Source organism: Bradyrhizobium sp. HKCCYLRH3073, assembly GCF_051167995.1.
Lineage (GTDB): Bacteria > Pseudomonadota > Alphaproteobacteria > Rhizobiales > Xanthobacteraceae > Bradyrhizobium.
Genome location: NZ_JBNPUD010000007.1, coordinates 256,036 through 269,640, shown reverse-complemented (window position 1 = coordinate 269,640; position 13,605 = coordinate 256,036). Strand labels below are relative to the sequence as shown.

Sequence of the window (13,605 nt, the reverse complement as noted above, 5' to 3'; positions counted from 1 at the left end):
ACCACTCCTTCGACGCTTCGCCTTGCGTCAGACATGTTCGAACACGGTGCGGCCGCCGACGATGGTGCGGACCACGCGGCCGGTGAAGCGGGCCTCGTCGAACGGTGTGTTCTTGCACAGCGACTTGAGGTCGGCCGGATCGAGGATCCAGGGCACGTCCGGATCGATCACGATGATGTCTGCCGGCGCGCCGGCCCGCAAGGTGCCGCCGGGCAGGCGGAGCAGCTCGGCGGGCCGGGTCGACATCGCGCGGATCAGGGTCGTCCAGCTCAGCTCGCCATTGTGCACGAGCCGCAGCGCCGCCGGCAGCATCGTCTCCAGGCCGACCGCACCGCTGGCGGCTTCCGCGAACGGCAGCCGCTTGACCTCGACGTCCTGCGGCGTGTGGTCCGACATGATGACGTCGATCAGGCCGGAAGCCAGCGCCTCGACCAGCGCGCGGCGATCGACTTCGGTGCGCAGCGGTGGCGTCAGCTTCAGGAAGGTGCGGTAGGGGCCGATGTCGTTCTCGTTCAGGGTGACATGGTTGATCGAGACCGACGCGCTCACCGTGAGCCCGGCCTCGCGGGCGCGCCCGAGGATGTCGAGCGAGTCGACCGAGCTGAGCGCGGCCGCGTGATAGCGGCCCTTGCTGAGTGCGACGAGGCGCATGTCGCGCTCGAGCACGACCGCTTCGGCTGCGGGCGGGATGCCATGGAGGCCGAGCCGCGAGGCGAACTCGCCTTCGTTCATGACGCCTTCGCCGACGAGGTTCGGATCCTCGGTGTGATGCACGATCAGGGCGTCGAAATCGCGCGCATAGGTCAGCGCGCGGCGCATCACCTGGGCGTTCATCACGCTGCTGTGGCCGTTGGAGAAGGCGACGGCGCCGGCGGCGCGCAACAGCCCGATTTCGGTCATCTCCTCGCCGCGCAGGCCCTTGGTCAGCGCCGCCATCGGCTGGATGTTGACGATCGCGGTGTCGCGGGCGCGGCGCAGCACGAAGTCGACGGTCGCCGAATTGTCGATCACAGGCTCAGTGCCGGGCTGGCAGATGATGGTGGTGATGCCGCCGGTCGCGGCGGCCTGGCTGGCGCTGGCGAATGTCTCGCGATGGCCCAGACCCGGCTCGCCGACGAAGGCGCACATGTCGATCAGGCCGGGGGCCACGATCTTGCCGGCGCAGTTGACGACATCGGTGCCCTCGGGCACGCCCGCGGCGCCGATGCCGCGCTTGAGGTCGCGGATGACGCCGTCGGCGATCAGCACGTCGCCGGGGCCGTCGAAGTCGCGGGAGGGGTCGATGACGCGCGCATTGGCGAGCAGGATCGGGCGGCGGTCGGTCAGCATGGCGTTTGGTCCCGACTTCTGTATCACGCGTTGGGCAGGTTGCGGGCCAGTGCTTCGAGCACGGCCATGCGCACGGCGACGCCCATTTCGACCTGCTCCCGGATCAGCGACTGCGCGCCATCGGCAACGATGGATTCGATCTCGACGCCGCGGTTCATCGGCCCCGGATGCATGACCAGCGCGTCGGACTTGGCGTAGGCGAGCTTCTTCTGGTCGAGCCCGAAATACTGGAAATATTCCGACGACGACGGCACGAACGAGCCGTTCATGCGCTCGCGCTGCAGCCGCAGCATCATCACGATGTCGGCGCCGTTGAGCCCCTCGCGCATGTCGCGCGCGACCTCGACGCCCATGCGCTCGATGCCGGGTGGCAGCAGCGTGGAGGGTGCGACCACGCGGACGCGCGCGCCCATCGTGTTCAGCAGCAGGATGTTGGATCGCGCCACGCGCGAATGCAGCACGTCGCCGCAGATCGCGATGACCAGCCCCTCGATGCGGCCCTTGTTGCGGCGGATCGTCAGCGCATCCAGCAGCGCCTGGGTCGGATGCTCATGCGCGCCGTCGCCGGCATTGATCACGGAGCCGTCGACCTTGCGCGCGAGCAGCTCGACCGCGCCGGAGGCGTGGTGGCGGACCACCAGAATGTCCGGATGCATCGCGTTGAGCGTGACCGCGGTGTCGATCAGGGTCTCGCCCTTCTTGATGGACGAGGACGACACCGACATGTTCATGACGTCGGCGCCGAGCCGCTTGCCCGCCAGCTCGAACGAGGATTGCGTGCGGGTCGAGGCCTCGAAGAACAGGTTGACCTGGGTGCGGCCGCGCAGCACGGTGCGCTTCTTGTCGACCTGACGATTCAGTTCGACATACTCCTCGGACAGGTCGAGGAGGCCGGTGATGTCGTGGGCGGAAAGGCCCTCGATTCCCAGCAAATGCCGGTGCCCGAGGACGAAAGTCGATTTCGGAGAGGTTGCCATTAAAGCCAGAGCTATAGGCGCGGTTTCCATGGGGGGCAAGGCCGAAAGCCGGGGTTCCGAGTTATCCCCCGTTCCGTCTTCCGAGCCTCTCAGGGGGCTCCAAACCGGGGGCTGGCGGGCCGTCGTCGGAGGAGGCCCGCTCCGATATGCGCTGATCCTGCTGGCGGCGATCGTGCCGGCCTGCGCGGCCGCGTTGCCGTTCGATTTCGTCTATCTCCGCGACATCGACCCGACGATCCTCCAGGACATCCGTTATGCCGGCAGCAACAATTTCGTCGGCCGACCCTTGCCGGGCTACGAGGCGGCCGAATGCATCGTGACGCGTGACGTGGCGCGGCGGCTGCAGGCGGCTCAGGCCGAGCTGCGGCAGCGCGGCCTGTCGCTGAAGATGCTCGACTGCTACCGGCCGGTGCGTGCGGTCGCAGAGATGCTGGCCTGGTCCCAGGACGGCGTCGAGACCACGGCCGGCCGCCGCTACACTCCGCGCGTTGCCAAGCAGGACCTGTTCCGTCTCGGCTATATCGCCCTGCGTTCGAGCCATTCGACGGGTGCGGCGCTCGATCTCACGCTGGTCGAGCTCGCGGCCGACAATTCCGCGGCGTTCGACCCGGCCAAGGACTACGCGGACTGCACCGCGCCCGCAGCGCTACGCGCGCCCGAGGGCAGCGTCGACATGGGAACCGGCTACGATTGTTCCGACGTGAAGGCCCATACCGCTGCGCAGAACCTGACACCGGAGCAGCGCCGCTGGCGCAACGAACTGGTTGCGGTGATGGCGCGGAAAGGTTTTGTGAACTATGCCAAGGAGTGGTGGCACTTTTCGCTGCCGGGCGCTGGCGCGACCACTTATGTTTTTCCCATTCGGCCGCGCCGATGATCGATCTCTGCAGGGCACGGCCATGACGCAATCTTCCTTCGCGACCCATGAGGTCTTCAACCAGTCGCCGCCGTTCGAGGACGTCGACCTGTTCACGGCCGACCGGCCGTTGGCCGACGCCGTCAAGGCCAATGGTGGTGCCGGGGCTGAGCAGGAGCTGACAGCTTTCGGCAAGCGATGGGGCTCGGCTGCGATGGCCGAGCAGGGCCGGCTCGCCAATGAGAACACGCCGAAGCTGCGCAGCTTCGACGCCAAGGGCTTTCGGCGGGACGTCGTCGAGTTTCATCCGGCCTATCATCAGATGATGACGCGCTCGGTCGAGGCCGGCCTGCACAATTCGACATGGACCGCCGGGGGCCATCCTGTTGGCGGCGCGTCGGAGGTGGTACGCGCGGCGAAGTTCTACATCGCCTCGCAGGTCGAGAGCGGACACCTCTGTCCGATCACGATGACGCGGGCCTCGGTGGCGGCGCTGGCCGCGCAGCCTGACCTGCTGGCGCGGACGATGCCCCTCATCGGCACGCGCGACTACGATGCGGCGTTTGCGCCGTGGTGGCAAAAGCGCGGCATGACGCTCGGCATGGGCATGACCGAGAAGCAGGGCGGGACCGACGTGCGCGCCAACATGACGCGCGCTGAGCGTACGACCGATGGCTATCGCATCACCGGGCACAAATGGTTCATGTCGGCGCCGATGTGCGACGCGTTCCTGGTGCTGGCGCAGGCCGATGCCGGCCTGACCTGCTTCTTCATGCCGCGCTTCACGCCGGATGGCGCGGTGAACGCGATCCAGTTTCAACGCTTGAAGGACAAGCTCGGCAATCGCTCCAATGCCTCGTCGGAGGTGGAGTTCGCAGGCAGCTATGCCGAGCGGGTCGGCGACGAGGGCAGGGGCATCAGCACCATCATCCAGATGGTGCAACTGACGCGGCAGGATTGCGCGATCTCGTCTGCCGGCCTGATGCGCTCGGGGCTCGCGCATGCGCTGCATCATGCGCGCCATCGCAGCGTGTTCCAGAAGCATCTCGCCGACCAGCCCTTGATGCAGGCGGTGCTCGCCGACATGGCTCTCCATGTCGAGGCGACGGTGGCGCTGGTGATGCGGCTGTGCCGCGCGTTCGACCGCACGCCGGCTGACGCGAGCGAAGCCGCCTACATGCGGCTGTTGACGCCCGCGATCAAATACTGGGTCTGCAAGAGCGCGCCGCCGTTCCTGTATGAGGCGATGGAGTGCCTGGGCGGCAATGGCTATGTCGAGGACGGCATTCTCGCGCGCCACTTCCGGGAGTCGCCGGTCAATGCGATCTGGGAAGGCTCGGGCAACGTGATGTGCCTCGACGTGCTGCGCGCGCTGTCGCGCGAGACGGAGGCTGCCGCGCATGTCCTGATGCATCTGAAAGCCGAGACCGGCGGACTCCCTGGCGCCGCGGAGGCGCTTGCCTTCATCGAGACCAGCTTCCGTCGATCGGATTCCGAGCGCGTCGCGCGCCTCGCGGTCGAGAGGCTGGCGCTGCTCGCAGCCGCCGCCGCGCTCAACCTCGTGATGCCCGGCCATGCCGAACTGTTCGCCGCGACGCGTCTTTCCGCTGTTCATCCGAGCATGTACGGCGCCATCGATCTCGATCCCTCGGACATCCGTACCTTGCTGGAGCGCACGCTGCCTTGACCGACACTCCCGAAGCCGCCGTGATGGATTCCCTCGATCCGGGCAACCCGCCGCAGCAGGTCGCCCCGGCGCAGCATCAGCCGCGCACGCTCGGCTTCTGGCGCACCTTGCTGTGGGGCCTCCTCATCATCGTCGTGTTCTTCATCGGCCAGCTGACTCCTATCGTCTATTTCCTGCTGCGCCATGAGGGGCCAATCGACAGCATGGCCGCGTTTCAGTTGGCCATGATCCAGATCGCGAGCCGGTCGCTCACGGTCTCGCTGTCGGCGATCATGGGCGTTCCGGCCATTTTGATCCCGATCTATTTTGCCGTCCGCCACACCCGCATGTCGTTCGCCGACTATCTGGGCCTGCGCTGGACCGGCTGGAAGAATTTCGGCTTTGGCTTTGTCGGCATGGTTGTGATCCTGGGATGCTGGGAGCTGGTTTCGCAACTGACCGGCCGCGGAGACACGTCGTCGAGCTTCATGGTGGACATCCTGAAGACCGCCAGAGGCGACGGCGTGGTCTGGCTGCTGGTCATCGCCTTCTGCGTCGCGGCGCCGGTTTCGGAAGAGCTCATGGCGCGCGGCTTTCTCTATCGCGGCTGGTCTGACACCTTCCTGCGGGTGCCCGGCGCCATCGTGCTGTCGTCCTTGCTGTGGACCGTGCTGCATCTCCAGTACGACTGGTTCGCGCTGCTCAACGTGTTTTCCCTCGGCGTGTGGTTCGGCTATCTGCGCTCTCGAACCCACTCGACCTATCTGACCATGGTGCTGCACGGGCTCAACAACCTCGCCGCCACGGTGCAAACCATGTGGCTCGCCAGCGGCCACTCCTGAGCGCGGTGTTCAGCTCGCCCAGGCGATCGCGAGCGGCATGGTCAGCGCGGCCAGCACGGTCTGCAGCGAGATGATCTGCGCCAGCAGCGGCGCATCGCCGCCCATCTGCTTCGCCAGCACATAGGCGCTCGGCGAGGTCGGCACCGCCGCGCAGATCGCGACCACCACGAGGCTCGGGCCGGTGACGCCGAACCATCCGGCAAGCCCGATAGCGAGGAGGGGCATCAGGACCAGCTTGAGCACGACGCCGAGCGCGGCGGCCGGGCCGGCGCGCCGCAAGCCCTCGAAGTGCAGACCGGCGCCGGTCACCAGCAGACCGATCGGCAGCGAGGCCTGGCCGAGCGCATCGGCGGCATCGTGCCAGAGCTTTGGCAGCGGCACATGCGCCACGTTGAGCGCGAGCCCGGCGATGCAGGCCCAGATCAGCGGATTGCGGACGATGGTGGCGAGGATCTCGCGCATCGAGCGGCGGGTCGGCGAGGCATAGTGGGCGAGCACGGCGACGCTGAATACGTTGACCATCGGGATGATCGCGATCATGCCGACCGAGGCCACCGCGAGCCCGGTCGGGCCGAACAGGCTGCCCGCCACGCTCAGCGCGACGTAGGTCTGCCAGCGGGTTGCCCCTTGGAAGATCGACGTGAAAGCCGGACCATCGATGCCGGAGCGGGTGAGCAGCGGCCGCAGCGCGAGGCACAGCGCCGACATCGCCAGCATCGCCAGGAACAGGGCGCCGCCGATGCCTGCGACCGGCACCTTGCCGAGATCGGCCTTCACCAGGCTCTGCAGCAGCAGCGCCGGAAACAGCACATAATAAGTCAGCCGCTCGAGCCCGTGCCATTGCGTATCCAGCCGGATCAGGCTGCGCCGCAGGCCGAAGCCCATCACGATCAGCAGGAACACCGGCGCGAGCGCCGCAGCGACGGGGCTCATGCGCTAGCGACCGGACTGGCGCAAGGTCGCAAGCCGATCGAGCGCGCCCTGCAGGATGAAGATCGCTGCATGCGTATCGATCACCTCGGCGCGTTTGGCGCGGCTGACATCCATGCCGATCAGCTCGCGCTCGACGGCGGCCGTCGACAGCCGCTCGTCCCAGAGGCCGATCGGCAGGTCGGTGATGCCCGCGAGGTTGCGCGCGAACGCCCGCGTCGATTGCGCCCGCGGCCCTTCGCTGCCATCCATGTTGATCGGCAGGCCCAGCACCAAGCCGACCACCTTGCGCTCGGCGCAAATCGCCAGCAGTCTGACAGCATCGGCCTTGAAGGCCTTGCGCTGGATGGTCTCGACGCCGGTGGCGAGCCTCCGGTCGGGATCCGACACGGCGACGCCGATGGTCTTGGTGCCGAGATCGAGGCCGACAAGCGCCCCGCGCTCGGGCCAGCGGCCGGCGGCGTCGATGAGGGGAAGGATGGGAGCGGGCATGGCGCGCCGCTTAGCATGGGTACATCCCCCGAGCCAGCACGGTAGGCGCATGGCTTGTCGCTCCGCTGCCATCGTTCTATATGGAGCATCGTACCGTGAACAGGAGTGGTGCCGTGGATCGCAGGACCAACATTGCCCGCCGCTTTGTGTCCTCTGCCATCACGGTCGCTCATGTCCTCCTGTCTGACGCTCGACGCGGTCGCCGCCGCGACACCTGACGGTCATCCTCTCTTCGACAATCTCACGCTCTCGATCGGCGCCGAGCGCGTCGGTCTGGTCGGCCGCAACGGCTCCGGCAAGTCGACCTTGCTCCGCATCGTCGCTGGCGTCTCGGAGCCGGCGGCCGGAGCGGTGACGCGCAGCGGGGCGCTCGGCCTTCTGGCGCAGCACTGGGATCCCGGTCTGCGTGTCGACGAGGCGCTCGGCGTCGCCGGTGATCTTGCGGTCATCGGCCGTATCGTCGCGGGAAAGAGCCAGGACGCCGATCTTGCCGATGATCTCGCGCGCGCGGATTGGAGCCTGCCGAGTCGTGTCGACGACGCGCTGACCGAGGCGGGCCTCGCCGGAATTGCGCTCGATCGCTCGATGGACTCGCTCAGCGGCGGCGAGCGGACGCGCATCGGCATCGCGCGGCTGCTGATCGAGGCGCCGGATCTGCTGCTGCTCGACGAGCCCACCAACAATCTCGATGCCGAGGGCCGCGACGCCGTCGGCCGGCTGATGCGGCGCTGGCGCGGCGGCGTGCTGGTCGCCAGTCATGACCGCGCGCTGCTGGAGATGATGGACCGGATCGTGGAGCTCACCCCGGTCGGGGTCCACATCGTCGGTGGCGGCTGGACGATTTTTACGCAGGCGCGGGAGGATGCGCGGGCGCGTGCAGCGATCGCGCTGGACCGCGCCGATGCGCATGTGCGGGATGTCAGCCGCGCCGTGCAGCGCCAGCGCGAAGCCAAGGCGCGCAAGGACAAGGCCGGCCGTGCTTTCGCCGCCGCCGGCTCGGCCCCGAGGATCATGCTGGGCGCCCGAGCCGAGCGGGCCGAGACGACCGGCGGGCGATCGCAGCGGCTCGCCGAGCGCATGATCACCGAAGCGGCCGAGCGAGCAGAACAGGCGCGACAACATGTGGAGGTGCTGACGCCGCTCTCGATGGTCCTGCCGCCGACCGGGCTCGGCGCCGGCACCGAGCTGCTTGCGATGGAGGACGCGGTCGTGAGCGCCGGCGACAGGAGGTTCGGTCCCTGGACGCTCGGTGTCAGGGGCCGGCAGCGGATCGCGATCACCGGACGCAATGGCGCAGGCAAGACCACGCTGCTCAGGGCCGCGATCGGCGCGATTCCGCTGACCGATGGAACGGTCCGGCGCGCCGACGGGCGTATCGCGATGCTGGATCAACACGTCGCGTTGCTGGATCGCAGCGACAGCATCATCGGCAATTTCCGCCGCCTCCATCCGGCGCTCGGCGCCGAAGCGGCGCATGCAGCCTGCGCGCGCTTCGCATTCCGCAACCGCGACGCCGAGCAGACGGTGGAGACGCTGTCCGGCGGCGAGCGCCTGCGCGCGGGCCTTGCCTGCACGTTCGGCGGCGAGCGTCCGCCATGGCTGTTGCTGCTCGATGAGCCGACCAACCATCTCGACATTTTCTCGATCGAGATCCTGGAGCGGGCGCTGCGCGACTTCGACGGCGCGCTGCTGGTCGTCAGCCACGACCCGTCATTTCTTGCGGCGATCGGCATTGCCGGGGAGTTCGTTGTGAATGGCTGAGCGGGCACGGCAGACCGTGCCCGCAAAGCAGATGCGATTCAATGAGCTACCGGATCGCGATCGGGTTGATCATGCCCTGGACGCCGCCGCGCCAGCGCGGCTGGCCCAGGACGAACAGGAACTCGTAGCCCTTGTCCTTGGCGAGCTCAGCGGTGTCCATGTTCTCCAGGATGTAGGTTCCGTTCATCGCGAGCAGGATCTGGTGCACCTCGAACAGGTTGTTGGACTCGAACGGGATCGCCTCCACCGCCCAATTGTCGGCGCCGACGGCGACCACGCCCTTCGAGGTCAGGTATTTCGCGCCTTCGACGCCGAGACCCGGCTCACCGGCGCCGTAGCGCTTGTCGTCCTTGCCGATCAGACCGAGCCAGCCGGTGTGGAAGATGACGATGTCGCCCTGGCGGATTTCGACACCCTGTTTCTTGGCGGCCTCCTCGATCTCCTTGACGTTGAACGCCGTGCCTTCCTTGACCACGTCGGTGTTATAATAGGCGGCCATGTCGAGCAGCACGCCGCGTGCGACCAGCGGCGGCACCTTCTCGATACCGAGCTTCTTCAGGCCGGTCGGATCGGCGAAATCGAGCAGCTTGTTGCCGTTGTAGTAGACGTGCTCGATACCGAGATGGCCGAGACCGTCAATCTGGCTTCCGACACCGACCCAGCCCTCGACGATGTCGTCATTGTAGGTCGCCTTGTTGGGCCCGAGTCCGGGAATGCCCGCCTGTCCCGGCTGCACCACCGTGATTTTGAACGAGCGCGGCGGGTAGGCGGGGGTCTTGGAGTCGATGATCATGCCGAGCGGATAGGTCTTGCCGGTCTTCACCAGCGAGGCGGCTTTGACCACGAGCTCCGGCGTGATGTAGTTGGCCGCGCCAATCTCGTCGTTCGGCCCCCATTTCGATTTCGTCCAGTCCTGGGCTTTGGCCGTCCCGATCGCACCCATCATGGCAATCGAGCAGCCCAACACGAACGCGTTGCGCATCGCATTTCCTCCGACATGTTGATGTTTGTTGTTTTCGCGCTGGCCAGCGCTGCATCCTAACGTAGTAAAGGATGACCAGACAAAGCTATTCTCGCGCGCGTGCGCTGCACAGCGCCCGAAAGTCGCATCGGTCGAAATGGCCGTTTTTCCTGCGCGGAAACGTCATTTCGCGCAATAGAATGCGCCGTTGGCCGGCGTTGCTCAGCACAATCTTTGAATGAATCGCGTCAGGCTGCGATGTCGTGGTCCCGGCCGGCGAGTCCGGCCATGAAGGCCGAGAGGCCGCTGCTGCGATGCGCCGCGCGGCGGTGGATGAACAGGGTTTCGACTCGTGCATGACCTGGATCGAGCGTGTGCAGGCTGACGCTGCCGATCATCTCGTTTCGCGTCACCACGGCGCGTGGCAGCAGCGCGACGCCCATGCCTGCGGCGACGCAGCCGATCATGCCGTCGAGCGTGCCGAGCTCGATGCGCGCGGCCGCAGGCCAGCCGAAGTCGTTGAAGACCTGCTCCAGCCGCTGCCGGTAGGTGCAGCCGGCCCTGAAGACCAGCGCCGTCGGGCCGGAGGCAGCCGTGGCCGCACGCATGGCCGACAGGCTTTCAAAGCGCCGGGCCGTCACCAGCACCAGCTCTTCCTCGAAGGCGATGATGCCCGAGAGCTCGGGATGTTCGATCGGGCCGGCCACGAAGGCGCCATCGAGCGTCCCGTCGAGCACGGCGGCCACGAGCTCGGCAGTTGGCGCCGTGCGCAGACCGAGGGCGACAGCCGGGAAGCGCCGATGAAAATCCGCGAGCAACGTCGGCAGGCGCACGGCGGCGGTCGTCTCCATCGAGCCGATCGTCAGCGGTCCCTTCGGCTCGCCGTCATCGCGCGCGGCCAGCAGCGCTTCGCGCGACAGCGCCGCCATCCGGTCGGCGTAAGGCAGGAGTCGCAGCCCGGCATTGGTCAGGGTCATGCCGCGGCTGTGCCGCTCGAACAGTGCGGTGCCGATCTCACCTTCCAGCGCCTTGATCCGCTGGGTCACGTTGGACTGCACCGTGTTAAGGGCCTCAGCAGCGCGGGTGATGCCGCCGCTGCGCGCGACGGCTGCAAAGGTTTGGAGGTCGCTCAGTTCCACGCCGATCTCCGTTTTGAATCTGCGATGGCAGAGTTCTCAAGTATTCATTTTGAGAGAATGCTAGCCGCGCCTAAAGTCGCCGTCCAGAGTTGAGGAGACTTTCATGCCACTGCGGACGGCGTTGACGGAGAAGCTCGGCATCAGCCGGCCGATCCTGCTGGCGCCGATGGATCTGATTGCCGATGCGCGCCTCGTGCGTGCGGTCAGCGACGCCGGGGGATTCGGTATTCTCGGTGGCGGCTACGGTAACCGAACCTGGCTCGCGCAAGAGGCCGCAAAGCTTGAAGGCCTGCCCGTGCCGTTCGGCATCGGCTTCATCACCTGGTCGCTGGCGAAGCAGCCTGATCTGCTCGACGTGGCGCTCGCCGCGAGGCCTGCGGCAATCATGCTGTCATTCGGCGATCCCGCGCGGTTTGCGCCGGCAATCAAGCAGGCCGGCAGTTTGCTGATCTGCCAGGTGCAGGACGAGGCGATGGCCGAGCAGGCGATTGCGGCGGGTGCCGACATCCTGGTTGCGCAAGGAACCGAGGCGGGCGGCCATGGCGCGTCGCGGACCACGCTTGATATCGTGCCGGCGATCGTCGACCTCGCCGCGGGCCGAGTGCCGGTAGCGGCGGCCGGCGGTCTTGCCGATGGCCGCGGCCTTGCTGCGATGTTGATGCTGGGCGCGGATGGCGTGCTGCTCGGCACGCGCTTCTATGCCAGCCGTGAGGCGAACGGCGCCGATGAAGCCAAGCGGCGCATCTGCGCGGCGAAAGCGGGCGAGACCGTGCGCGGCATCCTCTTCGACCTGTCGCGCAACAATGTCTGGCCGGCGCCGTTTACCGGACGCTGCCTGGTCAACGACCATGCGCGGCGCTGGATGGGGCGCGAGGTCGAGCTGCTGCAGCAGGTCGAGAACGTGTCGGCGGACTATGTGAAGGCTCGGACCGAGGGCAATTTCGACATCGCCGCTGTCATTGCCGGCGAGGCGGTCGGCCTGATCCATGATGTCGCGCCAGCCGCCGAGATCGTCGCGCGTATCGTCGATGAGGCCGAGCAGATTCTGCAAGGGCGGCGCAACTCGTCCGCCGTCTTCGCCAAGCAATAGGAGCAGACCATGTGGCCCGATCGCCGGTTTCTGGACCTCATCAAGACCGAGCACCCGATCGTGCTCGCGCCGATGGCCGGCGTGATGGATGCCGATCTCGTCATCGCGGTGGCGCAAGGCGGGGGGCTCGGCTCGCTGCCCTGTGCCATGCTCTCCGCGGACAAGGCGCGCGAGCAGGTCAACATCATCCGCCAGCGCGTGTCGGCGCCGATCAATGTGAACTTCTTCTGCCATACGCCGGTCGAGGCGGATGCGGCTCGTGAGGCCGGCTGGAAGCAGCGGCTCGGGGCCTATTACAGGGAATATGGCGTCGATCCGGCGGCTCCGGTGGCGGCTGCGAACCGTGCGCCGTTCGATGCCGCGATGTGCGCCGTCGTCGAGGAGTTGAAGCCGGAGATCATCAGCTTCCATTTTGGCCTGCCCGAGCCGTCGCTGCTGGCCCGCGTGAAGGCGACAGGCGCGGTCGTGATGGCGTCCGCGACCGTGGTGCGCGAGGCGGTGTGGCTGGAGCGGAACGGCGCCGACGTCATCATCGCGCAAGGTGCGGAAGCGGGCGGCCATCGCGGCATGTTCCTGACCGACAAACTCGCCGAGCAGGTCGGGACGTTTGCGCTGGTGCCGCAGATCGTCGATGCAGTTGATGTCCCGGTGATCGCGGCGGGCGGCATCGCCGATGCGCGCGGCATCGCCGCGGCGTTCGCGCTCGGCGCCTCCGGCGTGCAGATCGGCAGCGCCTATCTGCGCTGCCCCGAATCCAAGGTCAGCGTGCTGGCGCGTGCCGCGCTTGCCGCCGCCGATGACGAATCCACCGTTATTACCAACGTGATGACCGGCCGGCTCGCGCGCGGCGTCGCCAACCGGGTGATGCGCGAGGTCGGGCCGATCTCGTCGGACGCGCCGGCGTTTCCTCATGCCGCGACCGCGCTCGGCCCGCTCAAGGCGGCCGCGGAGAAGCAGGGCAAGGTCGATTTCACCAATCTCTGGGCCGGGCAGGCGCTGCCGCTCGGCCGCGAGCTGCCGGGGGCCGAGCTGACGCGGACGCTGGCCGAACAGGCGCTGGCGCGGCTTGCGAAGCTGGCGGGCTGACGCCAAAGGCGGCGTCACGGGCGGGGCGGTGCCCTGGGAAAGTCCGGAGGCTGCCGGTTGCGGCGCGAAAGCCGGCTCTGCTATAGGGCGGGTTCACTGTTTCCCGTGAGGCCCTATATAATGTCGGTCGATGCCGCCACCGTCCGCAAGATCGCGCAATTGGCGCGGATCGCTGTCACTGACGCCGAGGTCCCGCATCTGCAGGGCGAGCTCAATGCGATGCTGGCCTTCGTCGAGCAGCTCTCGGAGGTCAATGTCGAGGGCGTCGAGCCGATGACCTCGGTGACCCCGATGGCGATGAAGAAGCGCCAGGACGTCGTCACCGACGGCGACATCGCCGACGACATCGTCAAGAACGCGCCGATGACCGAGAACAACTTCTTTCTCGTGCCGAAGGTCGTGGAATAGCCAGGTGGAATAGCCGAGGCAGGTCCGCGCGCCCGTCGCGCGTGATCCGCTCCTTCAAACCGACAAGC

13 protein-coding genes are annotated in these 13,605 nt (G+C 67.2%); 7 read left to right on the top strand and 6 right to left on the bottom strand.

Annotation, left to right across the window (positions count from 1 at the left end; all coding sequences use genetic code 11):
* Window positions 1-27: 27 nt before the first annotated feature.
* Together ACQR1X_RS18750 and ACQR1X_RS18745 are read right to left on the bottom strand one after the other, a co-directional pair.
* Window positions 28-1,329: a dihydroorotase gene (locus tag ACQR1X_RS18750; protein WP_434899349.1), complete on the bottom strand. Its 1,302-nt coding sequence runs from the start codon at window positions 1,327-1,329 to the stop codon at window positions 28-30.
* 23 nt (window positions 1,330-1,352) lie between these two features.
* Window positions 1,353-2,306 carry an aspartate carbamoyltransferase catalytic subunit gene (locus tag ACQR1X_RS18745; RefSeq protein WP_434884870.1) on the bottom strand — a complete coding sequence of 318 codons (954 nt, stop codon included), beginning with the start codon at window positions 2,304-2,306 and terminating at the stop codon, window positions 1,353-1,355.
* 151 nt (window positions 2,307-2,457) lie between these two features.
* On the opposite strand from ACQR1X_RS18745, the gene ACQR1X_RS18740 reads away from it, so the two are divergent.
* The 3 genes from ACQR1X_RS18740 to ACQR1X_RS18730 are packed head-to-tail and all read left to right on the top strand — an operon-like array spanning window position 2,458 to window position 5,670.
* Window positions 2,458-3,183 (top strand): M15 family metallopeptidase, encoded by a 726-nt coding sequence (locus ACQR1X_RS18740; RefSeq protein WP_434899389.1) that lies wholly within the window; start codon window positions 2,458-2,460, stop codon window positions 3,181-3,183.
* A 22-nt stretch (window positions 3,184-3,205) separates the two neighbouring features.
* The gene (locus tag ACQR1X_RS18735) at window positions 3,206-4,849 is read left to right on the top strand and encodes an acyl-CoA dehydrogenase family protein (RefSeq protein WP_434899348.1); all 1,644 of its coding nucleotides are present in this window, start codon (window positions 3,206-3,208) and stop codon (window positions 4,847-4,849) included.
* Complete coding sequence (locus tag ACQR1X_RS18730) at window positions 4,846-5,670, top strand: CPBP family intramembrane glutamic endopeptidase (protein WP_434899347.1); 825 nt, start codon at window positions 4,846-4,848, stop codon at window positions 5,668-5,670. Before ACQR1X_RS18735 ends, ACQR1X_RS18730 begins: the two co-directional genes overlap by 4 nt.
* A 9-nt stretch (window positions 5,671-5,679) precedes the next feature.
* Here ACQR1X_RS18730 and ACQR1X_RS18725 read toward each other — a convergent pair whose 3' ends face one another.
* Both ACQR1X_RS18725 and ruvX read right to left on the bottom strand, forming a co-directional pair.
* On the bottom strand, window positions 5,680-6,603 hold the full coding sequence (locus tag ACQR1X_RS18725; RefSeq protein ID WP_434899346.1) for an AEC family transporter: 924 nt from the start codon (window positions 6,601-6,603) through the stop codon (window positions 5,680-5,682).
* A 3-nt stretch (window positions 6,604-6,606) separates the two neighbouring features.
* Window positions 6,607-7,092 (bottom strand): Holliday junction resolvase RuvX, encoded by a 486-nt coding sequence (gene ruvX, locus ACQR1X_RS18720; RefSeq protein WP_434899345.1) that lies wholly within the window; start codon window positions 7,090-7,092, stop codon window positions 6,607-6,609.
* A gap of 171 nt (window positions 7,093-7,263) precedes the next feature.
* Between ruvX and ACQR1X_RS18715 the strand changes: the two genes are divergently transcribed.
* The gene (locus ACQR1X_RS18715; RefSeq protein ID WP_434899344.1) at window positions 7,264-8,853 is read left to right on the top strand and encodes an ABC-F family ATP-binding cassette domain-containing protein; all 1,590 of its coding nucleotides are present in this window, start codon (window positions 7,264-7,266) and stop codon (window positions 8,851-8,853) included.
* A gap of 46 nt (window positions 8,854-8,899) precedes the next feature.
* Here the strand turns inward: ACQR1X_RS18715 and ACQR1X_RS18710 are convergent, their stop codons facing one another.
* The gene (locus ACQR1X_RS18710) at window positions 8,900-9,835 is read right to left on the bottom strand and encodes a cyclase family protein (protein ID WP_434899343.1); all 936 of its coding nucleotides are present in this window, start codon (window positions 9,833-9,835) and stop codon (window positions 8,900-8,902) included.
* 227 nt (window positions 9,836-10,062) lie between these two features.
* The gene (locus ACQR1X_RS18705; RefSeq protein WP_434899342.1) at window positions 10,063-10,953 is read right to left on the bottom strand and encodes a LysR substrate-binding domain-containing protein; all 891 of its coding nucleotides are present in this window, start codon (window positions 10,951-10,953) and stop codon (window positions 10,063-10,065) included.
* 103 nt (window positions 10,954-11,056) lie between these two features.
* Between ACQR1X_RS18705 and ACQR1X_RS18700 the strand changes: the two genes are divergently transcribed.
* From ACQR1X_RS18700 to gatC, 3 genes are all read left to right on the top strand, one after another.
* Complete coding sequence (locus ACQR1X_RS18700; RefSeq protein WP_434899341.1) at window positions 11,057-12,043, top strand: NAD(P)H-dependent flavin oxidoreductase; 987 nt, start codon at window positions 11,057-11,059, stop codon at window positions 12,041-12,043.
* 9 nt (window positions 12,044-12,052) lie between these two features.
* Entirely contained in the window at window positions 12,053-13,129 is a 1,077-nt protein-coding gene (locus ACQR1X_RS18695) for an NAD(P)H-dependent flavin oxidoreductase (RefSeq protein WP_434899340.1), read from the top strand.
* 120 nt (window positions 13,130-13,249) lie between these two features.
* Window positions 13,250-13,537, top strand: coding sequence for an Asp-tRNA(Asn)/Glu-tRNA(Gln) amidotransferase subunit GatC (gene gatC / locus ACQR1X_RS18690; RefSeq protein WP_315804081.1), 288 nt, complete (start codon window positions 13,250-13,252; stop codon window positions 13,535-13,537).
* Window positions 13,538-13,605: the final 68 nt, after the last annotated feature.